This is a genomic window from Sulfitobacter sp. TBRI5, assembly GCF_051013555.1.
In the GTDB taxonomy this organism is placed as follows: domain Bacteria; phylum Pseudomonadota; class Alphaproteobacteria; order Rhodobacterales; family Rhodobacteraceae; genus JL08.
The window spans coordinates 3,874,391-3,899,825 of sequence record NZ_CP112884.1; the positions used below are offsets into that span (position 1 = coordinate 3,874,391).

At 59.3% G+C, this 25,435-nt stretch carries 25 protein-coding genes; 9 read left to right on the forward strand and 16 right to left on the reverse strand.

What is annotated here, in order from left to right; all coding sequences use genetic code 11:
* Positions 1–12 precede the first annotated feature (12 nt).
* The gene (locus tag OLX72_RS19325) at positions 13–1,050 is read right to left on the reverse strand and encodes an LLM class flavin-dependent oxidoreductase (RefSeq protein WP_114869615.1); all 1,038 of its coding nucleotides are present in this window, start codon (positions 1,048–1,050) and stop codon (positions 13–15) included.
* Between the two features lie 15 nt (positions 1,051–1,065).
* Positions 1,066–2,547, reverse strand: a complete 1,482-nt coding sequence (locus OLX72_RS19330; RefSeq protein ID WP_114872171.1) for an aldehyde dehydrogenase — start codon at positions 2,545–2,547, stop codon at positions 1,066–1,068.
* A 142-nt stretch (positions 2,548–2,689) separates the two neighbouring features.
* Here OLX72_RS19330 and OLX72_RS19335 point away from each other — a divergent pair, with 142 nt between their 5' ends.
* Genes OLX72_RS19335 through OLX72_RS19345 form a run of 3 tightly spaced genes read left to right on the forward strand, consistent with a single transcriptional unit; the run spans position 2,690 to position 5,463 of the window.
* The gene (locus OLX72_RS19335) at positions 2,690–3,094 is read left to right on the forward strand and encodes a RidA family protein (protein ID WP_114869614.1); all 405 of its coding nucleotides are present in this window, start codon (positions 2,690–2,692) and stop codon (positions 3,092–3,094) included.
* The gene (locus tag OLX72_RS19340; protein ID WP_433989355.1) at positions 3,091–4,830 is read left to right on the forward strand and encodes an alpha/beta fold hydrolase; all 1,740 of its coding nucleotides are present in this window, start codon (positions 3,091–3,093) and stop codon (positions 4,828–4,830) included. Before OLX72_RS19335 ends, OLX72_RS19340 begins: the two co-directional genes overlap by 4 nt.
* Positions 4,831–4,854: 24 nt before the next feature.
* Positions 4,855–5,463, forward strand: a complete 609-nt coding sequence (locus OLX72_RS19345; RefSeq protein WP_114869612.1) for an amino acid synthesis family protein — start codon at positions 4,855–4,857, stop codon at positions 5,461–5,463.
* Between the two features lie 28 nt (positions 5,464–5,491).
* On the opposite strand, the gene OLX72_RS19350 is transcribed toward OLX72_RS19345, so the two are convergent.
* From OLX72_RS19350 to OLX72_RS19400, 11 genes are all read right to left on the reverse strand, one after another.
* The gene (locus OLX72_RS19350) at positions 5,492–6,610 is read right to left on the reverse strand and encodes an alpha-hydroxy acid oxidase (RefSeq protein WP_114869611.1); all 1,119 of its coding nucleotides are present in this window, start codon (positions 6,608–6,610) and stop codon (positions 5,492–5,494) included.
* Positions 6,611–6,618: 8 nt separating this feature from the next.
* Entirely contained in the window at positions 6,619–7,173 is a 555-nt protein-coding gene (gene comE, locus OLX72_RS19355) for a sulfopyruvate decarboxylase subunit beta (protein WP_114869610.1), read from the reverse strand.
* The gene (comD, locus tag OLX72_RS19360; protein WP_114869609.1) at positions 7,170–7,676 is read right to left on the reverse strand and encodes a sulfopyruvate decarboxylase subunit alpha; all 507 of its coding nucleotides are present in this window, start codon (positions 7,674–7,676) and stop codon (positions 7,170–7,172) included. Before comD ends, comE begins: the two co-directional genes overlap by 4 nt.
* A 52-nt stretch (positions 7,677–7,728) precedes the next feature.
* Positions 7,729–8,133 (reverse strand): universal stress protein, encoded by a 405-nt coding sequence (locus OLX72_RS19365; RefSeq protein ID WP_114872170.1) that lies wholly within the window; start codon positions 8,131–8,133, stop codon positions 7,729–7,731.
* Between the two features lie 43 nt (positions 8,134–8,176).
* Positions 8,177–9,184, reverse strand: coding sequence for a zinc-dependent alcohol dehydrogenase (locus OLX72_RS19370; protein WP_433989356.1), 1,008 nt, complete (start codon positions 9,182–9,184; stop codon positions 8,177–8,179).
* Positions 9,181–9,933 carry an SDR family NAD(P)-dependent oxidoreductase gene (locus tag OLX72_RS19375; RefSeq protein WP_114869607.1) on the reverse strand — a complete coding sequence of 251 codons (753 nt, stop codon included), beginning with the start codon at positions 9,931–9,933 and terminating at the stop codon, positions 9,181–9,183. The genes OLX72_RS19370 and OLX72_RS19375 overlap by 4 nt, the downstream gene beginning before the upstream one ends.
* 3 nt (positions 9,934–9,936) lie before the next feature.
* Complete coding sequence (hisD, locus tag OLX72_RS19380) at positions 9,937–11,244, reverse strand: histidinol dehydrogenase (protein WP_114869606.1); 1,308 nt, start codon at positions 11,242–11,244, stop codon at positions 9,937–9,939.
* Between the two features lie 12 nt (positions 11,245–11,256).
* The gene (locus OLX72_RS19385; protein ID WP_114869605.1) at positions 11,257–12,588 is read right to left on the reverse strand and encodes a TRAP transporter large permease; all 1,332 of its coding nucleotides are present in this window, start codon (positions 12,586–12,588) and stop codon (positions 11,257–11,259) included.
* Between the two features lie 11 nt (positions 12,589–12,599).
* Positions 12,600–13,115 (reverse strand): TRAP transporter small permease, encoded by a 516-nt coding sequence (locus OLX72_RS19390; protein ID WP_114872169.1) that lies wholly within the window; start codon positions 13,113–13,115, stop codon positions 12,600–12,602.
* Between the two features lie 109 nt (positions 13,116–13,224).
* The gene (locus OLX72_RS19395; protein WP_114869604.1) at positions 13,225–14,364 is read right to left on the reverse strand and encodes a TRAP transporter substrate-binding protein; all 1,140 of its coding nucleotides are present in this window, start codon (positions 14,362–14,364) and stop codon (positions 13,225–13,227) included.
* A gap of 20 nt (positions 14,365–14,384) precedes the next feature.
* A complete protein-coding gene (locus OLX72_RS19400) occupies positions 14,385–14,573 on the reverse strand; it encodes a hypothetical protein (protein WP_114869603.1) in 189 nt (62 codons plus the stop codon).
* Positions 14,574–14,753: 180 nt separating this feature from the next.
* On the opposite strand from OLX72_RS19400, the gene OLX72_RS19405 reads away from it, so the two are divergent.
* A complete protein-coding gene (locus tag OLX72_RS19405) occupies positions 14,754–15,776 on the forward strand; it encodes a LacI family DNA-binding transcriptional regulator (RefSeq protein ID WP_114869602.1) in 1,023 nt (340 codons plus the stop codon).
* A gap of 52 nt (positions 15,777–15,828) precedes the next feature.
* Here the strand turns inward: OLX72_RS19405 and katG are convergent, their stop codons facing one another.
* On the reverse strand, positions 15,829–18,036 hold the full coding sequence (gene katG / locus OLX72_RS19410) for a catalase/peroxidase HPI (protein WP_433989357.1): 2,208 nt from the start codon (positions 18,034–18,036) through the stop codon (positions 15,829–15,831).
* Positions 18,037–18,191: 155 nt separating this feature from the next.
* Here katG and OLX72_RS19415 point away from each other — a divergent pair, with 155 nt between their 5' ends.
* The 4 genes from OLX72_RS19415 (at position 18,192) to OLX72_RS19430 (ending at position 22,435) form a co-directional block, all read left to right on the forward strand.
* Positions 18,192–19,112, forward strand: a complete 921-nt coding sequence (locus tag OLX72_RS19415; RefSeq protein WP_433989358.1) for a hydrogen peroxide-inducible genes activator — start codon at positions 18,192–18,194, stop codon at positions 19,110–19,112.
* A 36-nt stretch (positions 19,113–19,148) separates the two neighbouring features.
* Positions 19,149–19,997 (forward strand): 3-keto-5-aminohexanoate cleavage protein, encoded by an 849-nt coding sequence (locus OLX72_RS19420; protein WP_114869599.1) that lies wholly within the window; start codon positions 19,149–19,151, stop codon positions 19,995–19,997.
* Positions 19,997–20,998, forward strand: a complete 1,002-nt coding sequence (locus OLX72_RS19425) for a D-cysteine desulfhydrase family protein (protein ID WP_433989359.1) — start codon at positions 19,997–19,999, stop codon at positions 20,996–20,998. Before OLX72_RS19420 ends, OLX72_RS19425 begins: the two co-directional genes overlap by 1 nt.
* 69 nt (positions 20,999–21,067) lie before the next feature.
* Positions 21,068–22,435: a formimidoylglutamate deiminase gene (locus OLX72_RS19430; protein WP_433989360.1), complete on the forward strand. Its 1,368-nt coding sequence runs from the start codon at positions 21,068–21,070 to the stop codon at positions 22,433–22,435.
* On the opposite strand, the gene OLX72_RS19435 is transcribed toward OLX72_RS19430, so the two are convergent.
* Complete coding sequence (locus tag OLX72_RS19435) at positions 22,428–22,997, reverse strand: HutD/Ves family protein (RefSeq protein WP_433989361.1); 570 nt, start codon at positions 22,995–22,997, stop codon at positions 22,428–22,430. The genes OLX72_RS19430 and OLX72_RS19435 overlap by 8 nt on opposite strands.
* A gap of 47 nt (positions 22,998–23,044) precedes the next feature.
* On the opposite strand from OLX72_RS19435, the gene OLX72_RS19440 reads away from it, so the two are divergent.
* The gene (locus OLX72_RS19440; RefSeq protein WP_433989362.1) at positions 23,045–23,746 is read left to right on the forward strand and encodes a GntR family transcriptional regulator; all 702 of its coding nucleotides are present in this window, start codon (positions 23,045–23,047) and stop codon (positions 23,744–23,746) included.
* Between the two features lie 17 nt (positions 23,747–23,763).
* On the opposite strand, the gene OLX72_RS19445 is transcribed toward OLX72_RS19440, so the two are convergent.
* A complete protein-coding gene (locus OLX72_RS19445; RefSeq protein ID WP_433989363.1) occupies positions 23,764–24,972 on the reverse strand; it encodes an aromatic ring-hydroxylating oxygenase subunit alpha in 1,209 nt (402 codons plus the stop codon).
* Positions 24,973–25,435: the final 463 nt, after the last annotated feature.

Genomic DNA, 25,435 nt, shown 5'->3' on the forward strand with positions numbered 1-25,435 from the left:
GGGAATGTCCTTTTACTGAAACGCGGGCATGACTTCGTCAATAAACAGCTTGAGCGAGCGTTTCTGCGCCTCGCGCCCAAGGCCCAAGCTGGCATAGTAGATGTATTCATCGACGCCCAGATCTTCGTAGATCTTGATTTTCTTGATCACATCCTCGGGCGATCCGAACATCAGGTTCTGTTCCAGCATCGCCGGATCATATTGTTCGCGCCCTTCCAGTTCGTTCAGCGGAATTTCCTTGGGAAAGCCGTTTTTGACGTCGCCCAGATTGCGATAAAGATTTTCGAACTGGCCAAGAACACGGGTGATTGCGGAAATCGCCTCGTCCCGGCCTGCCGCGTTTTCATAAAGCGCACTGTGGCGCATCAGTGCGAAAATCGGGTTGGCCGTGCCGCCCTGTTTGGCGATCGCCTCGTCCAGCTGGCGTTTGTACAGTTCCGCCTCGGCGTGGGGGCGGGTAAAGGGCCAGCACATGATATTTGCATCATTGGCCACCGCATAATCATAGGTTATCGGTGAACGCGCCGCGACCCAGATGCGCGGGTGCGGCTGTTGCAGCGGTTTTGGCACGGATGTTGATGTCGGGAATTGCCAGAATTCGCCGTCATGGGCGTAATCGCCCTGCCACAGCGCCAGAACGGCGGGCAGCATTTCCTGCATGTATTTATACCCGTCCGTTTGCAGCAAACCGGGGTGCATCCTGTCAAATTCGCGCTGGTAGGCGCCTGATCCGATACCGAATTCCAGCCGCCCGCCACTGATCAGATCAAGAAACGCCGCCTCGCCCGCAAGTTTGATCGGGTGCCAGTAGGCAGCCGTGGCGACCGCCGTGCCAAGGCGGATATTATTGGTTTCACCCGCCCACCACGTCAGGATCGAAAACGGGTTGGGCGCGATAGTCATTTCCAGCGCGTGATGTTCTGCCGCCCAGACAATATTGAACCCGCCCTGATCGGCCATTTGCACCATTTCAAGGGTATGGCGCGCCACATCAGTCATGTCGGCGCTGTCGTCCAGACGTTCCATATTGATCGCAAGTTGGAATTTCATGTGTTTGTCTCCTGCTCAGCGCATAACGAACGGGTTTGCCATCGGCTCGTCCGAGGTGTTCATCCAGATGGTTTTGGGGCGGGTATAGTCATACATGGCCTGAAAGCCGCTTTCGCGCCCGTAGCCAGACCCTTTGATGCCGCCAAATTCGGCAATCGGGGAAACAACGCGATAGGTGTTGACCCATACGATGCCTGCGCGCACCGCGTTCGCCATCCGCAAGGACCGGGCGCTGTCGCGGGTGAATATCCCTGCCGCAAGCCCGTGTTCGGTATCGTTGGCCAGCGCGATCACCTCGTCTTCGGTCTTGAACCGCTGCACGCACAGGACAGGGCCAAACAATTCCGTGTCGACAATGCGCAAATCCTGCCGCGGGCAATCGATGATCGTGGGTTCAAAGAACAAACCCTGCATGTCATCGGGCTGCTTGCCGCCGGTCAGTACCGTGCCGCCTTGGCTTTGGGCATGGGCCACTTCGGCCTTGATGTGCTCAAGCTGTCCGGTGGTGCATAGCGGGCCCATCTGGGTTTCTTCTTCCAGCGGGTCACCCATTCTGATCTGGCGGGCCAGCCCGGTCATCCGGTCGAGGAATTCATCGGCGATGTCATCGTGCAGATAAAGGCGTGACCCGGCTACACAGCTTTGCCCCGTGGCCCCGAAAATACCGGCAATTGATGCGTTCACGGCACTTTCTATATTGGCGTCGTCAAACACGATAAACGGCGATTTGCCGCCCAGTTCCAGCGACACTTCGGCAAAATTGTTTTTAGAGTTTTCCAGCACATGGCGCGCCGCATTCGGCCCGCCGGTAAAGGAAATGCGCGCCACCAGCGGATGGCCGGTCAGCACACGGCCACACGGATCACCATGCCCGGTGACGATGTTGACCACGCCGGGTGGAAAGCCGGCCTGTTCGATAAGCCGGCCAAATTCCAGCATTGCGGCCGATGCATGTTCTGACGCTTTCAACACCACGGTATTGCCCGCCGCCAGCGCCGGCCCGATCTTGACCGCCACCAGAAACAGTTGCGAATTCCACGGCACCACTGCGGCAACCACACCCAGTGGTTCGCGCTTAGTAAAGACAAACATATCAGGTTTATCAATGGGCAGGGTTTCGCCGCTGATCTTGTCGGCGCATCCCGCGTAAAACTGAAAGAATTCAGCAATATATTTGGCCTGCCAGCGGGTTTCCTTCAGCATTTTTCCGGTATCCACAGATTCCGTGCGCCCCAGTTCTTCGGATTGATCGGCCAGCAGTTCCGCCAGTTTACGCAGGCATTTTCCCCGTTCTGTCGGGGTCATTTTCGCCCACGGCCCCGTCAGAAACGCATCATGGGCTGCGCGCACGGCACGGTCGACATCCTCGGCGGTGGCTTCGGGGATTTTGCTCCAGACCTGACCGGTTGTCGGGTTTATGCTGTCAAATACCGCGCCGTCGGCGGCATCGACCCATGCCCCGTCGATCAGCATTTTGTAGGTCCGGATATCTGTCATGTCGCCTGCTCCCTTCATCCGCGTGATTCCCATTCTTGTCGGTTCAGCGCGGCAAACGTGCGTAAATTCGACACCATATGGCGAAAAAAAAGCATACGCCGCCCCAAATTCACGTCTACCCTGCACCAAGGGAGGCGCGGGTATGTCCAAAAGCAAACAGATCATAGGCGGACCGCTGGAAATCGACGGGCGCGTTCTGACATTATCGCGCGCCATTCGTGCCGGTGATTTTGTTTTCCTGACAGGGCAGATTCCGATGCAGGATGGTGTGCCAATGACCACCGGCACAATCGAGGATCAGACCCGCGCGGTGCTGGAAGATATCAAGGCGACACTGGCGCAAGCGGGATGCGTGCTGGAGGATGTCGTGAAATCGATGGTGTGGCTGCGCAGCCGCGCCGATTTTCCCGGTTTCAACGCGGTTTATGGCGAGTATTTTCCGGTCGAGCCCCCGACCCGGTCGGCTGTTGTCAGCGATCTTCTGGTTGATGCCCGTGTCGAGGTGGAAGTGGTTGCCTATCGTCCGCTGACGGGCACCGCCGAATGAATATGACAGAAGACGGCACCGTTTTTGATGTGGCCGGCCCGCCGGACGCGCCTGTCGTGGTTCTGGTGCACGGGCTGGGCCTGAACCGGGCGTGCTGGCAATGGACGCTGCCAGCCCTGTCGGATCGCTACCGCGTTGTGACTTATGATCTTTTCGGCCATGGCCAAAGCGCGCCGCCGCCCGAAACACCGTCTTTGTCTATGTTTTCGCGGCAGTTGACCGGCCTGCTGGACCATCTGGATACACCCGCTGCCGCCATTGTCGGATTTTCGCTGGGCGGAATGATCGCGCGGCGGGTGGCGCAGGACGCGCCGCAGCGGATCAGCGCGCTGGCGATCCTGCATTCCCCGCACAGGCGCAGCACCAAGGCACAAGGCGCCATTCTGCAACGCGTGGAACAGGCCAAACGGGATGGACCGGCAGCAACGGTCGATGCGGCCTTGGAACGGTGGTTCACAGACGGGTTCCGTGCAGACAACACCGAAATGATGGATCTTGTGCGCAGTTGCGTGACTGCCAATCCGATCGAGATTTACTATAAGAATTACAAGGTTCTGGCAGACGGGATTGACGAGATTGTCAGCCCGGTCCCGCCGCTGTCCTGTCCGGCGCTGGTGATTACAGGCGACGAGGATTATGGCAACGGGCCAGAGATGTCGCAGGCTATCGCCGCTGAAATTGCCGGATCAGAACTGCACATCCTGAAGGGATTGCGCCACATGGCACTGGCCGAAGCGCCGGATCAGATCAATGCGCCCCTGCGCGGTTTTCTGGATCGGGTAGTTGCGGCCCCGCCCGTGATGACGGATGAAGACAAACGCGCCTTGCGCAATGCATTCGGAACTTTTGCAACCGGCGTGACAGTGGTGACAACGCGACAGCCCGATGGCACACCGCGCGGGTTTACCGCCAATTCATTTACATCCGTATCGCTTGATCCGCCACTGGTACTGGTATGCATCGCCAAATCCGCGCACAGTTGCGATGTGTTTGCCAGCGCGCCGCATTTCGCCGTCAACGTACTGGGCGAAGCGCAAAAGGCCGTTTCCGGCCTGTTTGCATCCCGCGCGGCGGACAAATTCGAACTGGCCGACTGGCATAGCGGGCATGCGGACATGCCGGTTCTGGACGGATCGCTGGGCCGGTTCGTGTGCGCGCGCCACTCGGTCGTGGATGCAGGGGATCATCTGGTTCTGATCGGGCGGGTCGAGGAATACGGTGTGACCGACAGCCAGCCTTTGGGCTATTTTCGCGGATCGTATTTTTCCATCGGACTTGAAGACCCGCTGGTCGATGTGGCCAGTGCGGGCGGCACCATTGCCATCGGGGCGGTGATGGAACGGGACCAGAAGGTTTTGTTGAAACGCCACGGTGACGGCACCTATGGCGTGCCCATGGCAGCAGAAGATCGCAACAGTCTGGACGGGCTGGTTGCGGGGCTGAAAGCGTCCGGCCTGAACGCGCGGCTGGATTATCTTTACGCCGTCTATCGTGACAGCGAAACGGCGCATCACGGCATCTATTATCATGGCACCGTCAGCGGTGATCCCCCGTCTGACATGGCGTATTTTGCGTTGGAAGACATCCCGCTGGACCGCATCCAAAGCCGCGCACAGCGCAGCATGCTGGCGCGGTATCGCGAAGAATTCCGCCACGGCAGTTTCGGTATTTATCAGGGCGACGAAAGCACCGGAATGGTGCATCAGGTCGCGGCGCGCCAACCTTCAAAACACTAATCGGACAGAAAAAGAGACCGCAACATGCTTCCAGAACTTAGAAAAGTCGTCACATTTGACGAAGATGTCCACCGCGAAGGCGCACGCGAAGCCAGCCCGCCCCTGCGCATGATCGGTGTGGCAGCCGTGGTCGCAAACCCGTGGGCCGGCAAGGGATATGTCGAAGACCTGTCGCCTGATATCCGCCGTATGGCCCCGCCTCTGGGCCAGATGCTGACAGACCGGTTGATTGCGCTGGCGGGTTCCGGCGACGCGATCGAGGCCTATGGCAAAGCCTGCATCGCAGGCACCAATTGCGAACTGGAACATGCCTCGGCCCTGATCCACACATTGCATTTCGGCAATTTCTACCGCGAGGCGGTTGGCGCAAAAAGCTATCTGGGGTTCACCAACACACGCGGGCCGGCCAATACACAGATCAACATCCCGCTGATGGACAAACACGATACCGGACGCCGGTCGCATTATCTGACGGTGCAGTTTTCGATCTACGATGCGCCTGCGGCGGATGAACTGGTCGTGGCATTGGGTGCGGCCACGGGCGGGCGTCCGCATCACCGCATCGGCGACCGGTATTCCGATCTGGCATCCTTAGGGCGTGACGTGGAAAACCCTGCAGGTGTCAAAGACTGACACCCAGACGAACGCTGGCGGGACCGGATCAGGTTTCGCTGAAACAGGCGTTCAGTCCGGTCAGGTTCGTGCGCCCGATCTGGGCCAGTGTCAGGCTGGCCTCTTGTGCGAACACATCGCACATCTGGTCAAGACCCGCAGCCCCTGCGGCGGCGATGGCAAATTGCATGGCACGCCCGAAGAACACGAAATCGGCGCCCATGGCGTAGGCTTTGATCACATCCTCGCCCGAGCGCAGGCCGCTGTCGAAAAACAACGGAAAATCCTGCCCCACCGCCTTGCGGATGGCGGGCAGCGCAAGGATCGGCGGGGGCGCACAATCCAGTTGCCGCCCGCCGTGGTTGGAAACCTGAATGGCGTCCACCCCGACCGATTTCAGACGTACCGCATCCTTGACGGATGTGACGCCCTTGATCACCAGATTGCCATCCCAGCCGTCGCGCAGGCGTGCCAGGAAATCCCAGTCGGCCCCTGCCCTGCTAGCGGTGCGATCAAATGCGAACCCGGGTTCTGTAAAGTTGCCCATTTCGGGCCGCCCCTTGAGCAGTGTGGTCAGCGACCACCGCGGATGCAGGGCGAAATCGACAAACTGGCGCGGCCCGATGCGGAACGGCATCTTGAACCCGCGCCGCAATTCACGCGGACGACGCCCGACCTCGGGGACATCGACGGTCAGGATCAGGGTGCGATAGCCCGCCGCTTTGGCGCGTTCGATCAGACGGTCATTGCCGCGGCCATCAGCGCTGTAATAGAGCTGGAACCACGCGTGCCCATCCGCCGTTTCAATCATCTTTTCCAACGCGGTCGAAGCGACGGTAGACACGCCCACCGGCATTTCACACCGCGCCGCCAACCGCGCCAGCATCAGATCGGCCCCCGGTGCCGACAGGTTGCACATGCCCATCGGGCTGATCCCGAAGGGCAGCGCACAATTGTGATCAAAGACACGCACACCCAGTTCGCGCTGCGCCACATTGACCAGCACGCGGGGTTGCAGGCGGATGGCTTGCAAGGCCGCGATATTCGCCGCCTCGCCTGTGCCTGTGCCCGCAGCCCCGTCGATATAGTCGAATACCATCCATGGCAAAGCGCGGCGCGCAAGGCGGCGCGCATCACCGTAGGATTGTATCTGCGCCGCGCGCGACATGGCCTGCCCTATTGCTGCACCGCTTTCATGAACCGGTCCTTGATCACCACAGGGTCCATTGTGATCACCGGCACCTTGACGTTGCCACTGTCACATTTCACCACAAGCACGGTCATCTTGCCCGATGCGATCGCCGCCGAGAGCGCAGCACCGGTATCGACATCACGGCATTCAACAACGTTTTCGCAACCACAGGCCGTTGCCACGGCGGCCAGCGATGTCTTTTTGCCCGCATAGGTCGGCTGATCGCCGGTCGAGCCATAACTGCCGTTGTCGATGATCATCAGGATGAAATTGTCGGCCACATTGTTGGCAATGGTCGGCAAGGTCCCCAGATTGGTCAGAACCGAACCGTCCCCGTCGATCGAGATTACGGTCTTGTCCTGTGCCAGCGCCAGCCCCAGCCCGATGCTGGAAGACAGACCCATCGTGCCCAGCATGTAGAAATTGGTCGGCTGGTCATCGATCATGTGCATTTCCTGACTGGGCAGGCCGATGTTGCAGATCACCAGATGATCCCGCAGGATGGGCGCGATCTCGCGCAGAATTTCAGATCTGATCATTGATCCCCATAGCCTCCCCAAAAGGATGCGTCCGTCAGGATCGCAACAGGTTTATTGCACATGAACGTGTATTTCAGGATCGTATCCAGTTCGTGCACATCCGCTTCTTCGTGAAAATGATAGGTCGGGATGTTCATCTGCGCCAAAAGCGCCTTGGTGTGCACCGCCATTTCAACCTGACAGGCGACCGGTTCGCGCAATTCCCCGCGATAGGAAATCAGCATCGGCAGCGGCATCCGGTAATACTGGATCAGCGTCGCTAGGGTGTTGATCGTTACGCCGATGGCGGTGTTCTGCATGATGATCGCAGGCCGTTTGCCCCCCATATGCGCACCGGCGCACAGCCCCATACCTTCGTCTTCCTTGTTTGACGGGATGTGATAAATTTCGGGTCGGGCATCGACTTCGTCAATGACGCCCGCCAGTTGTTTGCATGGCACCGTGGTAATGAAATCAACGCCATTGGCGACGAAATCGTCCACGATCCTCGAGTGGATGGACAAGGGGCTTCTCCTGTTTATGGTCTGGGTTTCAGTCTGTTAAATCTTGCCCTGCCTAGCGCAAAACATGTACGGAACAGGGCGCGTGACGCACGACGCGCGCCGCGGTAGAGCCAAGCAGAAAATCACGCAATCCCGGCTTGTGCGATCCGACGATGATGCAGTCTGCATCGATATCGCCGGCGTAATCGGTGATAGCGCGACCGGAATGGCCCTCGATCATCACTGGCTCTACGTCCGGGGCGTTTTCAACCCGCTTGGCCAGCGCGCGTGTTGCGCCTTTCATGGCTTGCGCGACCGCTTCTTCGTTCACATAGGCGCTGACAGAGCCCTGCATCGGTTCATAGACATGAACCGCCTGAATTTTACCGCCGGGGGCCAGAAGCGCGCGGGCAACTTCGATGGCACGCGCACTGATACCGTGATCAAGCGACAGGGATATGATGATTTTTTTATACATGGTCATTCCTCGTTTAAGGGTATGCGGGCGAAGCCGAAGGGCGTCAGCCCGGGGCCGCGTGGGACGGAACCAGAATGGTCTTGGGGGCAGCCACTTGACCAGCCCTAATCTCGTGAAATGCCGCCTGCCCGTCAGCCAGTGCGCGGGTCGTGATCCAGTCCAGTGCACCAAAGCGCCCGTCAAATATCGCGGCGGCCGTCTGGCGGAAATCTTCGGCGGTGTAGGTATAGGTGCCGATAAAGGTGATTTCCTGCAGCGTCATGCGGCGGATATCCAGCCCACCGGTGTCTTCGCCCAGTCCGATATGCACGATCACCCCGCCGGGGCGGGTGCGCGCGGATGCGGTGGCGCGGGTCGCGGCAAAGCCGACACCGTCCACCACCAGATCAAAGCTGTCATCCTCTGACAGCGCATCCGGTGCAATCACCGGAAAGCCGCATTTTTCCACCAGAAACGCGCGCCGCGTTTCGTTGGGTTCAACTATCGTCACATCCCTGATGCCCTGCGCCTTCATTGAAAGCGCCGCCCCCAGCCCGATGGCACCGCCCCCGATAGCCAGACCGCGCACGGCGCGCGCATCCGGTGCACCCGCCGCCAGCCCCAGACGCACCCCGTGCCATCCGCAGGCCAAAGGTTCGGCCAGTGCGGCCTGTTCCAGCGTCACGCTGCCCGGCACGGTGACAAGATTGCTGTCGGGCATCACGACATATTCGGCAAATGCCCCCGGACGCGGCGGCATGGATATGATCTGGCGGTCGGCGCAGAGGTTAGTGTGCCCTGATTGGCAGTTTGAACATTGCCCGCATGTGACCAGAGGATTGACCGTAACGCGGCGTCCGTCTCTGACCCCGCCCACAACGATGCCTGCTGCCTCGTGGCCCAGTATCAGCGGCGCGGGGCGTCGCGCATCATGGCCCAGATAGGCGTGCATATCCGACCCGCAGATGCCCGAAGCCATGATGCGGATCAGGCTTTCGCCCTGTCGCGGTTCGGGGCGGGCCACATCCTGCTGTTCCAGTGTTTCCACGCCGGTGTAAACCAGTGCTTTCATTTTGCGGTAAATCCCCCGTCCACAAACAGAAGTTGCCCTGTCACATAATCCGACGCGGCCCCGCAGAAGAACAGCAACGGACCATCCAGATCACTGGGTTCGCCGTTGCGCCCGATGCAGGTTTGATCGGCATTCCTTTGCGCCAATTCGGGGTTGTCAAAGACAGGTCCGGTCAGTTCGGTGCGAAAAAAACCCGGGGCCAGCGCGTTGGCGGTAATGCCATGGGGCGACCACGCCTGGGCCATGGCCCGTGTCAGCTGTTCCACACCGCCTTTGGACGCGCCATAACTGATCGAATTGGCAAAGGCGCGGCGCGATTGCAGTGACGCAAAGTTTATGATCCGCCCCCAGCCGCGCGCCTTCATCGCCGGCACCATTGCCTGAGCCAGAAAAAACGGCGTTGCAAGGTTCAGGTTGATCGTGTCGTCCCAGCCCGCCGCACTTACGTCTTCGGCCGGTTCACGATTGTTCAGGCCCGCCGCATTGATCAGGATATCAGGCGCGCCAAAAGGCTGCGCCGCCTGTTCTGCAATGCCGGACAAGGCCGCACGATCTGACAGATCAGCCACAACGGCGGCTGTCTTTCCTGCGGTATCATCCTGCCATCCCTGCAAAGCATCGGCGCGCCGCGCGATGCCAACGACATTTGCGCCCCGCGCCGCCAGCAATGTGGCAGCAGCCCGCCCCAGTCCGGAACTGGCGCCGGTCACGCAGACCGTTTTACCGCTGACATCGAACAGGTCCGCCATAGGTTATTCGATGCCTGTCAGATCAAAGGTTTCATCGGGGAAATACTTGGCAAGGCGGGCATCTGCGGTGCGGGCGTGCCCTTCCATCCCTTCCAGTCGGGAAATGCGTGCTGTCGCTTCGGCGACAGGTTTTGATCCGTCGCGGGTGGATTGCTGCCATGTCACGATCTTCATGTATTTGTGTACTGACAGGCCACCGGTATATTTGGCCGATTGCGATGTGGGCAGCACATGGTTCGTACCCGATGCCTTGTCGCCAAAGGCGACAGTGGTTTCTTCGCCCAGAAACAGCGAACCGTAGCATTGCAAACGGTCGCGCCACCATGGCAGATCGGCGGCCTGTACTGTCAGGTGTTCGGGCGCATAATCATCCGATGTGGCAGCCATTTCCTCGCGGTTGGGGCACAGTATGATTTCGGCGTAATCGCGCCACGCAGCGGTGGCGTTTTCGCGGTTCACGTCCGGCAGATCATCAATCAGGCCGGGCACCAGTTCCATCACCTTTTCCGCCAGCGCCCGGTTGTCTGTCACCAGCCAGACCGGAGAATTATAGCCGTGTTCGGCCTGACCGACCAGATCGGTGGCCACGATGAACGGATCAGCCGTTGCATCGGCAAGGATCAGGCTGTCGGTCGGACCGGCGATCATGTCAATGCCGACACGGCCGAACAGTATGCGTTTGGCTTCGGCGACGAACTGGTTTCCGGGGCCGACCAGAATATCGGCCTTGGGCAATCCGAACAGTCCGAATGTCATCGCGGCCACGCCCTGAACACCACCCATCGACAGGATCTTGTCGGCACCGCACAGGTTGGCGGCATAGATGATGGCAGGCGCGATACCTTCACCCGCGCGTGGCGGCGAACAGGCTACGATGTGCTTGCATCCGGCCACCTTGGCGGTTGTGACTGTCATGATGGCGCTGGCGATATGGCTGTAACGCCCACCAGGCACATAGCATCCAGCCGCCTGACAGGGGATCGCCTTTTGCCCCGCGATCAGACCCGGTACAACTTCCAGTTCGACATCCGTCATCGTCGATTTCTGCACCTGCGCAAAGCGGCGCACGTTGTCGTGGGCGAATGCGATGTCATCCTTCAGGCGTTGCGGCACCTTGTCCGCAGCCGCCGCGATATCTTCCGCGCTCAGCAAAACGGGGCCATTGTAGTTGTCGAATTTGGCGGCGTATTCCAACGCCTTGGCGTCCCCACCCTCTTCGATTTCGGCCAGTATCGTGCTGACCGTTTGATGCACGTCCGAAGCGTCGGATTTGGCCGTCAGTTTGGCCTTTTTCAAATATTCACGTGCCATTCAGGCCTCCTGTTATCGCAAGTTGTCGGGCAGCATCGTCAGCGAGATTGCCGGAACATAGGCAATCAGCAAAGTCACGAGCAGCATGAAGAATACAAACGGACCCACCCGTGACGCAATGCGAAGAACGGATTCTCCCGTAATTCCGGACACGACAAACAGGTTAAGGCCCAAAGGTGGTGTGATGAAGCCGACACCCAGCGCGGTGATCATCATGATACAGAACTGGATTTCGTGCATCCCGATCGAATCCGCCAGCGGCTTGAGGATCGGGGCAAGGATCACGATATTGGGCGTGGTTTCCATCACGCAGCCGGCAAGGATCAGGATACCGATCATCAGCAGGATCAACATTGTCGGATCATCGGTCAGGGCCGATACGGAAGACACGAACCCCTGCGGCACCCCCATGATCGCCAGCGCCTGTGCCAGCGGCAGGGAAAACGCGATGATCGGCAGGATCACACCGTTCACCTTGGCCGAACTGATCAGCATCGCCGGAAAATCCGAAAACCTGAGCGTGCGCAGGATGAAACCCAGAATGATGGTGACGATCACCGCTGTTGCGCCCGCTTCGGTCGGTGTCAGGCGACCCGAAAAGATGCCGTAGAAAATGATGCCCGGCACCAGAAAAGCGTACCATCCGCTGGCAATGGCGCGGCCCAGATTGCCGGCCCATTCGCCCATCGTCATCTGGCCGCCACCTTCATAGGCGTAGATCCGGTTCATCACCAGATTGGTGACAAGGATGGCGACAAGGATCGCAACACCGGGGATCAGCGCGGCGATAAACAGGGTGGATGCGGATATCCCCAGAACAAGACCGATGATGATATAGGCAATTGACGGCGGGATCAGAACGCCGGTACAGGCGCCCGCCGCAACCAGGGCACAGGCGTAGGGGCGCGGATAGCCGGATTCGACCAACCGGTCGATTGTCATGCGCCCGACGGCCGCAGCCCCGGCCGCGTCGGAACCCGAAATCGCGGAAAACATACCGCAGACCAGCACCGTGGCCGATCCGAAGCCGCCCTTGGTCCAGCAGGTCAGCGCTTCGGCGACGTTCAGGAATTTCCGGCTAAGCCCGGTGCGAACAAGCACATCCCCCGTCAGAATGAACAGCGGCACGGCAGTCAGTGCGAAGGCATCAATGCCGTCAAACAGGGATTCCCCCAGCAGTGACAACGGCAGCGCGCCTGACAGCAACAGCATCAGAATGGCGGCAGCCCCGATCGAGGCCCAGATCGGAATGGCAAGGGCGCACAGCACCACGAACAGCAGAACCGGTCCGTAAAAATCCCATCCCAGAACAACGGTCTGGTCTTGTAATGTTGGAAAAAGCATGGCCCCGCCCCTCAATCAAAAAGTTTGTCACCTTCGTAGACGGGCTTGCCCGCACGAAGGTCTGCGACATCGCGCAGGAAGGATTGGACTAGGCGCAGGATCAGCAGCGAAAACCCGATAGGCACCGCCGCAAGGAACCACACCATCGAAACCCGCAGGCCATGGCTGACAGAGCCGAATTTGAGCGAGACAAGTACCGTTTCAAACGACCAGTAAAGCGCGATCACAGCGACCGCGAACATCACGATATCGCCCAGGATATAGATCATCGCCTTGGTGCGGCGTGACACGTAATGCATGATCACGTCGATGCGGATATGCGCGCGTTCGCGTACCGCGGATGCGGCACCGATCCATGCCAGATAAATGAAAGAATAGCGCACAATCTCTTCGCCCCAGATCGACGAATAGGAAAACACTTCGCGCCGGATGACTTCGACAAACATTGTCACCACCAGCAGCACGTAGAAAAACAGCAGCGCCCAGCGCTCTGCGTTCTTGTTCAAATTGCTCAGGAATTGTCCCATTTCATTCACTTTCATGGCGCGCAGGCGGGATCGGGCAAATGGCCCGGTTCACGCAGTGCTGCTGAAGAAGGAAGTGCGCCGCCGGTGGCCTGCACCGGCGGCGTCAGGATCAGGCGTCGTGGACGTAATAGCGCCCCTGGGTGCCGGCAGCTTCTTCCAGCTTGCCAAAGGCCTCCATCGATCCGGCCAGTTCGACCTTGAATTCGTCCCATTCGGACCGCTGATAGCCACCTGCAGCCTTCCATTCGGCCAGTTGGTCATCGGACAGGGAATGGAATTCAACACCGGATTTGCGCAGTTCCGCCATCGCGTAGTTGCGGGCCGACGGTACCTTGGCAAGGTTCTGGTGGCCGGTGATTTCCGAGGCGACCATGATGCCTTCCTGAACATCGGCGGGCATGGAGTTGAACCATTCCAGATTGCAGGAAAACACCTGACTGTCCGGTACGGCCTGCGTGAATGTCACGTGGCTCAGGATATCCTTGAAGCCAAAGACATAAAGCGCACCAACAGACGGGTCGAGCGCATCTGCCACACCCTGCTTGATCGCGGACGGTGTTTCGCCCCACGCCACAGGTGTCGGGTTTGCGCCAACCATCTTGTAGTACTGTTGCAGCATTTTCGATCCCGGTACGCGGAATTTGACACCGGCCAGATCGCTGGGCGTGATCACGGCCCCTGCGCCACCTTTGCGCACGGCCACGACGCGCGGGTCGATCACGACATAGAACAGCGCCTTGAAGCCCTTGGCCTCGACATTTGCCTCGACATCGCTTTTCCACGCATCCGAATGCACCAGATTAGTGAAACGCTGGTTCGAACCACAGAAATACGGCATGTTGATCAGGTCGGCCGCCGGTGCAAACGCGGCAAAATTGGCCAGCGAATGTTGCGCAGCCTGAATAGTGCCACCCTGCACCTTCTGCACCAAAGCACCGCCTGCACCCAACTGGCCGCCCGGCGCCAGCTTGACGTAGACCTTGCCGTTGGTGGCGTTCTGGATGTTTTCTTTCAGATCAAGTTGCAGAATCGGATAGCTGCGCGATGCGCCCAGCACATAGGCCGTGGCGATTGTCATCGTGTGTTCTGCGGCGGCTTCGCGGTCCTGTTCTTCCTTGGCGGTCTGGGCCACAGCCTGGGTCGACCAAAGGGTACCTGCGGCGCCCGCGACCATTGCCGCAGTGAAGGCACCGCCAGTTGTCAGTTTCAGAAAATTGCGGCGTGATGCCGATTTGAGTTCGTTGTCCAAAGTCTTCCTCCCGGGTTGGTTCAGTCTTGTTTTGGTTTGTTTTTCTCCGCCGCTTCGCGCAGCAGAATGGCCGCAACGAAAAACAGCACCGAAACTGTCAGCAATAGCAGTTCGGGCACATCACTCAGAAACCCTCCTCCTCCGAAGGCACCGAGTGTGACGTTCAGGAAATAGACGCCGAACAAGATTGCGGCGATTGCCATATACATGATTAAACCTCCCCCTTGTCCGTTTTTGCGGTTGTTCGCGCCGCCGTCTGCTTTTTATCTGTAAGCGCTTACATTTCAATTTGCAAGCGCTTACATTTACAACTCAAAGCAAAGCCTGCTCTTCGCAATTGCGAATGGCTGCTGTAGGGTGATGCACACAGGCAACGGGAAAGTCAGGGATTGAACAAGATATCGACGCCCACACTGGAAGACGTGTCGCGCGAGGCCGGCGTTTCGACGGCGACGGTCTCACGCTGTCTGAATTCGCCCAGTCAGGTGGCGGAACACACCCGCAGCAAGGTGATGACCGCGGTTCAGAAACTGAACTATTCACCGAATTTCGGGGCGCGCGCGCTGGCAGCGAAACGCACGAACACCATCGGTGCTGTCATCCCGACCATGGAAAACGCGGTTTTTGCGCGGGGTATCCACGCCTTTCAGGAAGAATTGCGCGAACATGGTATCACGCTGCTGGTCGCGTGTTCGTCCTACCGCGAAGAGCTGGAAACCGAACAGATCCGCACCTTGGTGGCCCGCGGTGCCGATGCGCTGCTGCTGATCGGGCACCACCGCGATCCCGCGATCTACCGGTTTCTGCAACGCCAGTCCGTGCCAGTGCTAAGCGCATGGGTCTATGATGCAGGGCACCCCAACCTGTCGATCGGATTTGACAACAAGCAGGCGATGAAATCCCTGGCGTTTGCGGTCCTGAACATGGGCCATCGCCACATCGGCGTCATTTCAGCACAACAGGCCGCAAATGACCGCGCCCGCGCCCGGGTGGAAGGTATTCGGGCGGCGATGGCGGATTACGGGGTATCGCCCGAATTGATGAAACTGACCGAAGTTCCCTATGGCATTGAGGAAGGTGGCACCGCCTTTCGTGATTTGATGCAAGCCAAGGATCGCCCGACAGTCGTGATGTGCGGCAACGATGTGCTGGCGGCAGGCGCGTTGCGTCAGGCCATCCAGATGGGTCTGCGGGTGCCGCAGGATGTTTCGATCACCGGGTTTGACGATATCGAACTGGCGACAGTTCTGACCCCTGAAATCACCACAGTGCATGTTCCGCATCGCGAAATGGGCCGCCAGGCGGCCAAACACCTGATTGCGATGGTGGCAGGAAACGGGCCCGATACCAGCATCGAACTTGATACGCGCCTGTGCCTGCGCGGATCGTTGGGCCCCTGCCCCAAGCCATAAAAAAGGGCGCGGCCAAATTAGACCGCGCCCCAGACATTTCTTAGTCAGCCCATCAGGCCAGATCGAAACGATCGGCGTTCATGACCTTGGTCCACGCATCGACGAAATCCTGAACAAAGGTGTCCTTGGCATCGTCGCAGGCATAGGCTTCGGCCACGGCCCGCAATTGCGAGTTTGATCCGAACACCAGATCCACGCGGGTGCCTGTCCATTTGACCTTGCCGCTGGCACGGTCACGGCCTTCAAAAACGTCCTCGGCCTCAGAGGTTGCTTTCCATTCCGTGCCCATATCCATCAGGTTCACAAAGAAATCATTGCTGAGCGTGCCGGGACGGTCGGTGAAAACACCGTAATCCGTTCCGCCGAAATTGGTGTTCAGCACCCGCATCCCGCCGACAAGCGCTGTCATTTCCGGGGCGGTCAATGTCAGCAATTGCGCGCGATCCACCAGCATTTCTTCTGCCGAGACAGAATAGCTGGCTTTCTGGTAGTTGCGGAAGCCATCTGCAACCGGTTCCAGCACATCGAAGGATTCAACGTCCGTCTGCTCCTCCAAGGCATCCATGCGCCCCGGTGCAAACGGCACCTGCACATCATGACCACCCGCCTTGGCCGCCTGTTCGATGGCCGCGCCACCGCCCAGTACGATCAGATCGGCCAGCGATATCTTCTTGCCGCCGGTTTGCGCCGCGTTGAACTCTGACTGAATGGTTTCCAGTATACCCAGAACCTTGGACAGTTGGTCGGGCTGGTTCGCTTCCCAGTCTTTTTGCGGGGCAAGCCGGATACGCGCACCGTTGGCTCCGCCGCGCATGTCGGACCCGCGATAGGTTGATGCGGACGCCCATGCCGTTGTCACAAGTTCAGACACCGAAAGACCCGACGCCAGAATTTTTTCTTTCAGCGCGACAACGTCCGCTTCGTCGACCAGATCGTGATCAACGGCCGGGATCGGATCCTGCCAGATCAACTCTTCTGCAGGCACTTCATCCCCCAGATACCGCGAGATTGGCCCCATATCGCGGTGGGTCAGCTTGTACCACGCACGCGCAAACGCATCGGCAAACACATCCGGATTGGCATGGAAGTGGCGCGAGATTTTCTCGTACGACGGATCCATGCGCATCGCCATATCGGCGGTTGTCATCATCAGCGGCACGGTTCCGTTACCATCGACCTGCGGCGCCTCGGCGGCGTTCTGGCAGGCCTTCGGTGTCCACTGGTTGGCCCCTGCCGGGCTTTTCGTCAGTTCCCAGTCATATCCCAGAAGAACGTCAAAATAGCTCATGTCCCACGTGGTCGGTGTGGGTGTCCACGGGCCTTCAATTCCGCTGGTGATTGTATCGACGCCTTTGCCCGATCCATGTGTGCTAAGCCAGCCAAAGCCTTGCGCGGCCATGTCGCCGCCTTCCGGCTCTACCCCGACCAAAGCGGCATCGCCGTTGCCATGCGCCTTGCCAAAGGTGTGACCACCCGCGACCAAAGCCACGGTTTCTTCATCGTTCATCGCCATGCGTGCAAAAGTATCGCGAATGTCACGCGCCGATGCCAGAGGATCGGGGTTGCCATCCGGACCTTCGGGGTTGACGTAGATCAGGCCCATCTGGACAGCCGCCAGCGGGTTTTCCAGTACGCGATCACCGCTATAGCGGCTGTTGGGTTTGTCGCTGGTGGCAAGCCATGTTTCCTCGGCACCCCAGTAGATGTCTTCTTCGGGTTCCCAGATATCTTCGCGACCGCCGCCAAAGCCAAAAGTCTTGCCGCCCATCGATTCAATGGCGCAGTTGCCGACGAGGATGAACAGATCCGCCCAGGAAACGCTGTTGCCGTATTTTTTCTTGATCGGCCACAGAAGGCGGCGCGCCTTGTCCAGGTTGCCGTTATCTGGCCAACTGTTCAGCGGCGCAAAGCGCTGCGATCCCGACGAACCGCCGCCACGGCCGTCTGCGGTACGGTAGGTGCCCGCGCTGTGCCATGCCATCCGGATAAAGAACGGGCCGTAATGCCCGTAATCCGCCGGCCACCAGTCCTGTGAATCGGTCAGCAGTGCGTAGATGTCTTCCTTCAGGGCTTTCAGGTCAACTTTCTTGAAGGCTTCGGCATAGTTCACCCGCCCGCGGGTCGGATCGGTCAGCGGGGAATTCTGGTGCAGAATTCTGAGGTTCAACTGGTTCGGCCACCAATCCCGGTTCGATCGCGTCCCGAAAGTTGCGTGCATAACAGGGCATTTGCCCCCGGTTCCAATATCATTTCCGTCCATGGCGCTCTCCGATTTTGGTTGTGATGACTGAATAGATTTATCCGCAGCGATTCCCGGCCAGAATGCCGGAAAGTCATACGGTCTGACCCTGCTTATATCAAACCGGCGCAATTTATTTAAGTTGAAAAAACTGATGACTGCAATAACCTGCGCTTATGATAAATTTCACGCTGAAACAGTTGCGGTATTTCGAAGCGCTGGCGCGGCATTGCCATTTCGGGCACGCGGCGGCGGCCTGTGCGATATCGCAACCGGCCCTGTCGGTCCAGATCAAGGAACTGGAACAGGAATTGGGGGCGGTCCTGTTTGAACGCGGTGCGCGACAGGTGCGGCTAACCCTGTTCGGCGAAGAATTTGCCCTGCGCACCCGCGAGATTTTGCGCTCGATTGACGAACTGGGCGATCTGGCGCGCGCGTCGCGGGACCGTCTGGTCGGGCGGTTGCGCATCGGGGTGATCCCGACCATCGCACCCTATCTTCTGCCGCGTATCATCACCGGCCTTGCGCGCACCCATGCCGGGCTGGACATTCATGTGCGTGAAACGATGACGCACAAATTGATACAGGAACTGGCGGACGGGCGCATCGATACCGCCATTGTGGCCCTGCCTGTTTCGGAACCGTCGCTGACCGAGGTTGCGCTGTTCACGGAAAATTTTGTACTGGCGCGCCCCTTGGGGGACGAGGGCAAACCGGTGCCCGACCGCGACGCTTTGCGGGAAATGAAACTTTTGTTGCTGGAAGAAGGCCATTGCTTTCGTGATCAGGCGCTTTCGTTCTGCAACATCCAGACAAGCCGCCAACGCGAAGGGCTGGACGCCAGTTCGCTTGCGACACTTGTGCAGATGGTCAGCGCGGGTATCGGTGTCACTCTCATCCCGGAAATGGCGGTCGATGTCGAAACACGCTCGGCCCCGGTTTCAGTAACACGGTTCAAAGACCCGCAGCCTGCCCGTATAATCGGAATGATCTGGCGCAAGACAAACCCGCTTGCCACAGAGCTGACGAAAATCGCCGATGTCGTGCGCCGCTCGACCGCACCTTCGCGGCAGTACAACGCGCAAAAGGCCGGATAGCCGAAACTGCACGCACAACGAAAGGAACGCCAAGACATGACCAACCCGAACCAAAGCGTCGCGGGCAAACCCTGCATCCTGTGCTGCGCGATCACGGGGTCGGTTCCGCGCAAGGAAGACAACCCCGCCGTTCCGATCAGCATTGCCGAACAGATCGAAAGTGCGCACGCCGCGTACGAGGCGGGGGCCAGCATCATTCACGCCCATGTGCGCAATTCCGATCAGACACCATCATCCGATCCCGACAAGTTCGCGCGGCTCAAGGAGGGGTTGGAAGAACACTGCCCCGATGTGATCATCCAGTTTTCAACAGGCGGGCGATCCGGCGCCGGGCGTGAACGCGGCGGTATGCTGCCGCTGCGCCCGCACATGGCATCCCTGTCTGTGGGATCAAACAACTTTCCCACCCGCGTCTATGAAAACCCGCCCGATCTGGTTGACTGGCTGGCGGGTGAAATGCAGACCTATCAGGTCACGCCAGAGATCGAGGCGTTTGATCTGTCGCACATTCTTCAGGCTGTGCGCCTGCACGAGGCGGGGCGTCTTTACGGCACGCTTTACGTGCAGTTTGTCATGGGGGTGAAAAACGCCATGCCCGCCGACAAGGATGTGTTCGATTACTATGTCCACACAATGCACCGGCTTGCCCCCGATGCCCCCTGGTGTGCCGCAGGGATCGGGGCAAACCAGATCGTTGTGAACGAATGGGCCATTGCCGCAGGCGGTCATACGCGCGCCGGACTTGAGGACAATGTCCGGCTGGACAAACACAGGCTGGCCCCATCGAATGCCGCCCTGATCCGGCGCGCTGCCGATCTGTGCGTGCGTTATGACCGGCCCGTTGCAACACCGCAGCAGGCCAAGGCGATACTGGGGCTGACGTAATGGCACAGCCGCGCGCCGAACTGGTTGGCCCAGCCACACCGATCCAACCGCTGGCGCGCCTGTCTGGACAGCTAGGCATCACGCTGCACATCAAACGCGATGATCTGGCGGGCACGACCTTTGGCGGCAACAAATCCCGCCAGCTGGAATATTACCTTGGGGCGGCGCAAGCGGCCAGCGCCGATACGATCCTGATCACCGGGGCCGTTCAATCCAATTTCGTGCGCACCGCCGCCGCATCGGCGGCGCAGTTGGGGATGCGCACAATCGTGCAACTGGAATCCCGTATGCCGGATATGGGGCCCACCTATGACCGCTCGGGCAATGTGTTGCTGTCGCGTATTCTGGGGGCAGAGGTGATGCACTACCCTGATGGCGAGGACGAAGCCGGTGCCGACGCGGCGCTGCGGGCGCGCGCGGTTCAGGAACAAAAGGCGGGGCGTGTGCCCTATGTGATCCCGCTGGCGGCCGGAAACCCGCCTCTGGGTGCGCTAGGATACATGCGCGCGGCGGATGAAATCATTGCACAGAACGCCGGATTTGACGTGATCGTCGTGGCATCCGGCAGCGGGCTGACCCATGCGGGCCTGCTCGCGGGGCTGCACCGCGCCGGCCATGGCGCACGGGTGATTGGCAGTTGCGTGCGCCGTGATGCGGGCCTGCAAACCGACAGGTTGAAACGGGTTCTGGCGGCGCTGTCTGAACTGACGGACACAGGCGGGCCTGTTCCCCAGAACCGGATCGAAATCTGGGACGGTGCGCTGGCCCCCGGATACGGGCGGATCGGACCTGCTGCCGCCGATGCCATGGCCCGGATGGCGCAGGTCGAAGGGATCATGCTGGACCCGGTTTATACCGCCAAATCCTTTGCCGCGATTCCCGCACTGGTCCGGTCGGGATCAATCCCGCAGGGCAGCAATGTACTGTTTGTCCATACCGGCGGTCTGGCCGCGCTGTTCGCCTATCAGGACGAGATCGAAACCGCCCTGCCGCGCGGTTGATCGGCGCAATTAAGTTGATTACCGGATCGGGCGCCTTTAAACAGTTTATGTCTAGACAAAAGTGATCCCATGCAGACAATTTTTGCCAAGCGCGCGCGACTAAGCTCTGGCTGGGCGCAGAATGTGCGTCTTTCCCTTGAACACGGGCGTATCGCGGACGTGAAAGCCGGTGCATCCGCTGCACCCGATGCCATAGCGGTTGATACGTTGCTGCCCTCTTTAGCCAACCTGCATTCGCACAGTTTTCAGCGTGCAATGGCCGGTATGACCGAATTTCGCGCCGCCGGACAAGACAATTTCTGGACATGGCGGACATTGATGTACCGCTTCATGGATCACATCACGCCTGATCATTATGAAGCGATTGCGGCACTCGTGTTCATGGAAATGCAAGAGGCCGGATATGCCAGCGTGGGCGAGTTTCACTATGTGCATCACCAGCCGGGCGGGCAGCCTTATGACGATCTGTCAGAGTTGAGCGCGCGTGTGTTCGCCGCCGCAGCGCATACCGGTATCGGCCTGACCCATCTGCCGGTGCTATATAGCTATGGCGGCGCGGGCATGGCCGCATTGAACGGCGGCCAATTGCGGTTCGGCAATGATGTCGACCGGTTTGGCGCATTGGTGGCACAGGCGCGCGACCGGGCCGCCCGTGATCTGCCGGAAGACGCTCAGGTGGGCATCGCGCCCCATTCGCTGCGTGCCACCTGCCCCGATGATCTGTCGGTTGTGTTGGCGGACGCACCGAACGGGCCTGTCCACATCCATGTGGCCGAACAACCAAAGGAAGTGGCGGATATTTCGGCATGGCTGGGGGCGCGGCCCGTACAGTGGCTGCTGGACAATGCCGGTGTTGATCCCCGCTGGTGCCTGATCCATGCCACCCACATGACCGACGCAGAAACCCGCGCGCTGGCGCAGTCCGGTGCCGTGGCAGGCCTGTGCCCAATCACCGAGGCCAATCTGGGCGACGGTCCGTTCAACGGTGTGGACTATCTTGCAGCGGGCGGGGCATTTGGTATTGGTTCGGATTCCAACGTGCGCATCGCGCTGTCCGAGGAATTGCGGATGCTGGAATATTCGCAACGCCTGCGCGATCTGGCCCGCAATGTTCTGGTGCCGCAAGCCGGATCGGTGGGCGACCACCTGTATCTGGGCGCGGCACAGGGCGGCGCGCAAGCCCTGAACCGCGGCAGCGGACAGATCGAGGTGGGTGCGCTGGCCGATCTGGTGGCGATCAACAGCGACACACCGGCCCTGTGCGCCCTGAACGATGGTCAGGTTCTGGACGGGCTGTGTTTTGCTGCGGGCGACGACATCATTACCGACCTGTGGAGCGCGGGGCGACATTGCGTGCAGGATGGCCACCATATTCACCGTGACCGCATCATCGCACGTTACAAACAAACAGTGCAGGATTTGCTGGCGCTTATCTGACCGGTTTCAGCGTCGCCAGCACCGCCACCGCGCCGGATGATACATCTATGTCTACAGGTCCGGTGCAATGGATACCCGCCTCTTGCGCCAGTGTTTCGGCGCCACACCGGACAGATCCGCGGGCGCAGTAAAGCAGGGTTTCATCAATGCCCGACCAGCATTGCGGCCCGAACAGAACGGTCATATCGGCCTGCACGCGGGTCGGATCGAACATCAGGTTCAATGCCTGACAGGGACCATCACGCAATGCAGCGTAAAATGACACCGCGCCGTCAAAGGCCACAGGTTGCAAGGGGCGCACAGCGATCATCTGATCCGGGCCAGAAAGGTGCAGGCCCGCCCCCTCCACGATGGTCTGGATACGCCGCAAACCGGGAAACACCGAATAAGGCCCGTCGGCCAAGATCTGCGCCATGCTCAGCCGCCAGAGGAGTGCGTCGCCACTGTAGCCGACCGCCAGTTCCTGAGTGGTCCCGCCACCGTTTTTCCACGGCTGTTTCGGGCAAGTATTCAGATCGAACCGCATCGCACCATCCCCTTGATCCCAATAAATATTGGACATTTGCCGGTTATGCACATCATAAACATCCACCAAAAGGAACAAAATGCATGACCTTGCAACGAAAAGTCAGCTTTCACGATATAAAGGAAGAGGTCAAAGCGCGCATTGAAAACCGCGTCTGGCCGCAGGGCAGCCTGCTGCCCACCGAAATGGAACTGGCAGAAGAGTTCGGCTGTGCGCGCGCAACGGTAAACCGGGCCTTGCGCGAACTGGCCGAACAGGGGCTGGTGGATCGCAAACGCAAAAGCGGCACGCGCGTGAAAAGCGCGCCGTCAAAACAGGCCAAATTCGAAATCTCCGTGGTGCGCCGCACCATCGAGGACATGAACGCCACCTATCGCTATGCGCTGGTGCATCGCAGCATCATCAATGCGCCCGCATGGCTGCGCGCGCAGATCAATGTCGCGGAAGGCGCGCAGATCCTGCATCTGAACTGCATGCATTACGCCGACAACCAGCCGTTTCAGTTCGAAGACCGCTGGATCAACATCGATGCGGTGAAATCGGTGGTAGACGCCGATTTTTCAACCATCGGCCCGAATGAATGGCTGTTGGAAGCCGTGCCATTTTCCAACGCCGAAATCACGTTTTCTGCGGTTGGTGCCAGTGGCGAAATGGCGGATTTTCTGGCGACACCCAAGGGCACCCCGCTGTTCCAGCTGGAACGCACAACGTGGTTTCGCAGCAAGCCGATCACCTTTGTGCGCATGACCTTTCAGCCCGGATACCGGATGAGCACAAGGTACTGACCGCGAAGTTTTCCCGATCAGACGGAGGGCGCGATCATGCCAAGATAGCTGTCGTAGAATGATTGAATGCCCCATTCCATGTGCGACAGCGGACCCGGCACAAAGTGGTGCGAATTCACGCCTTCCTGATTGACACGTATGATCCGTTCGTCATCCAGCGATGTTTCGTGCCACAGCCAGATCAGGGTGTCAGGGTCGTAATCCCTGCCCGCCTCGGCATCGCCGCGCACCATCCACACGACCTGAATATCGGTTTCCTGCACGCCGGTCGGGACAAAACGATAGCCGACGACGTAGTCGGAATAGATCAGGAAATTGTTCAGAACCCCGATCTGAAGATCGGTGGTGCCGCCATCATAACCGCCCAGCGTTCCCAGCAGCGGCGCAACCGGCGTGCCGTCCTTGCTCCCGGTGACATAGCCGGAATAAAGCGGGTAACGGCGGAAATAGAAATTCATTCCCCCGCCCGACTGTTCCGGCAGGCTGATCTCGGTCGTATCCAGCCCGGCAGCACGCGCCTTGTCCTGCATCGCCCCGACCAGTTCATCGGTCATCGACGCGGGATCTTTCAAACTGTGGCTGCGCGAATAATCCTTGTGGGCTGGCGCGCAATGATAGCATTCCATGTAGTTTTCGATCGCCAGTTTCCAGTTGGCGGGCACCGGATAGGATGCCGTATGTGCGAGTTTGAGATTGGCAAGATCGAACGGCGCGACCAGCGGGCGCAGCTGATCAAGCCCCGCATCAATGTCGGGTGGATTTGCGCCGGTCGAGATGAAAATCAGCCCCTCAAACACGCGAGCATGGGCTTCGAACAGGCCGTATTGTGCCGGATCGAAATCGGGGCCCATTTCGCGCCCGCCGCGCAATTTGCCATCCAGATCATATGTCCATGCGTGATAGGGGCACGAAAACACCCGCGCTGTGCCTTGGTGTTCCACGCATACCCGCGATCCGCGATGACGGCAGACATTCAGATAGGCGCGCACCCGGTCCGATCCGTCGCGCACCACGATGATCGATTCATGCCCGTATTCAAACAGAAAGAACGCGCCCTTTTCCACAATCTGGCTGACATGCCCGACCCATATCCAGCTTTCGTTCCAGTAGGTCTTGATGTCGTGCTGATAGATATCGGGGCGCGTGTAAAAATCGCGCGGCAGGGCAAAACCGGGCTGGCACTTCTGGACAAGCGCGCCCAGACCTGCGGGTTTCTGGTATGACATGGTCGGATCCTATTGGCTGACAGCGCCAATCTTGGCTCGCGGAACCGGTTTTTGCAAGGGCGCCCCGGTCGCAGCCTGAGCACGTTTTTCCGACATCAAAACTGCGCAATCTGTTCTTGAAATTTGATCTCCCTGCAGGGCTCTGCAGGACCGGACCTTCAAACCAACTGAAGGTGACACCCCGAAATACTGTCAGGGCGTCGATTGTCTGATTGGGATCCGGCACGCCGACATCATCAGATGGGGTGGTTGCCGCCCTCCCTCGACGGCATCGCAATGTGCCAGAATGGTGGTGTTACAGCCACTGAGAGGAAAGGACGGCAAAGACCGCACAACGAGGCCTGATAGAAGACCGCACTCGATCTCAAATCCATGCTTCAGAAACTTCTTGCATTTTTAGCGACAACCACAGAAGGGCCAACGGTCACATGCACCGCACACAAAGGCCGGACACATGACCGAA

What these genes read in the sequence shown, in the direction of transcription:
- OLX72_RS19400 (WP_114869603.1), bottom strand. Translation starts at nt 14,573, where the DNA reads ATGTATATGGCAATCGCCGCAATCTTGTTCGGCGTCTATTTCCTGAAC.
- OLX72_RS19365 (WP_114872170.1), bottom strand. Translation starts at nt 8,133, where the DNA reads ATGTATAAAAAAATCATCATATCCCTGTCGCTTGATCACGGTATCAGT.
- OLX72_RS19425 (WP_433989359.1), top strand. Translation starts at nt 19,997, where the DNA reads ATGGCACAGCCGCGCGCCGAACTGGTTGGCCCAGCCACACCGATCCAA.
- OLX72_RS19420 (WP_114869599.1), top strand. Translation starts at nt 19,149, where the DNA reads ATGACCAACCCGAACCAAAGCGTCGCGGGCAAACCCTGCATCCTGTGC.
- OLX72_RS19375 (WP_114869607.1), bottom strand. Translation starts at nt 9,933, where the DNA reads ATGGCGGACCTGTTCGATGTCAGCGGTAAAACGGTCTGCGTGACCGGC.
- OLX72_RS19370 (WP_433989356.1), bottom strand. Translation starts at nt 9,184, where the DNA reads ATGAAAGCACTGGTTTACACCGGCGTGGAAACACTGGAACAGCAGGAT.
- OLX72_RS19335 (WP_114869614.1), top strand. Translation starts at nt 2,690, where the DNA reads ATGTCCAAAAGCAAACAGATCATAGGCGGACCGCTGGAAATCGACGGG.
- OLX72_RS19345 (WP_114869612.1), top strand. Translation starts at nt 4,855, where the DNA reads ATGCTTCCAGAACTTAGAAAAGTCGTCACATTTGACGAAGATGTCCAC.
- katG (WP_433989357.1), bottom strand. Translation starts at nt 18,036, where the DNA reads ATGGACGGAAATGATATTGGAACCGGGGGCAAATGCCCTGTTATGCAC.
- OLX72_RS19415 (WP_433989358.1), top strand. Translation starts at nt 18,192, where the DNA reads ATGATAAATTTCACGCTGAAACAGTTGCGGTATTTCGAAGCGCTGGCG.
- OLX72_RS19385 (WP_114869605.1), bottom strand. Translation starts at nt 12,588, where the DNA reads ATGCTTTTTCCAACATTACAAGACCAGACCGTTGTTCTGGGATGGGAT.
- OLX72_RS19440 (WP_433989362.1), top strand. Translation starts at nt 23,045, where the DNA reads ATGACCTTGCAACGAAAAGTCAGCTTTCACGATATAAAGGAAGAGGTC.
- OLX72_RS19390 (WP_114872169.1), bottom strand. Translation starts at nt 13,115, where the DNA reads ATGGGACAATTCCTGAGCAATTTGAACAAGAACGCAGAGCGCTGGGCG.
- OLX72_RS19330 (WP_114872171.1), bottom strand. Translation starts at nt 2,547, where the DNA reads ATGACAGATATCCGGACCTACAAAATGCTGATCGACGGGGCATGGGTC.
- OLX72_RS19445 (WP_433989363.1), bottom strand. Translation starts at nt 24,972, where the DNA reads ATGTCATACCAGAAACCCGCAGGTCTGGGCGCGCTTGTCCAGAAGTGC.
- comE (WP_114869610.1), bottom strand. Translation starts at nt 7,173, where the DNA reads ATGATCAGATCTGAAATTCTGCGCGAGATCGCGCCCATCCTGCGGGAT.
- OLX72_RS19340 (WP_433989355.1), top strand. Translation starts at nt 3,091, where the DNA reads ATGAATATGACAGAAGACGGCACCGTTTTTGATGTGGCCGGCCCGCCG.
- hisD (WP_114869606.1), bottom strand. Translation starts at nt 11,244, where the DNA reads ATGGCACGTGAATATTTGAAAAAGGCCAAACTGACGGCCAAATCCGAC.
- OLX72_RS19350 (WP_114869611.1), bottom strand. Translation starts at nt 6,610, where the DNA reads ATGTCGCGCGCGGCGCAGATACAATCCTACGGTGATGCGCGCCGCCTT.
- OLX72_RS19325 (WP_114869615.1), bottom strand. Translation starts at nt 1,050, where the DNA reads ATGAAATTCCAACTTGCGATCAATATGGAACGTCTGGACGACAGCGCC.
- OLX72_RS19435 (WP_433989361.1), bottom strand. Translation starts at nt 22,997, where the DNA reads ATGTCCAATATTTATTGGGATCAAGGGGATGGTGCGATGCGGTTCGAT.
- OLX72_RS19430 (WP_433989360.1), top strand. Translation starts at nt 21,068, where the DNA reads ATGCAGACAATTTTTGCCAAGCGCGCGCGACTAAGCTCTGGCTGGGCG.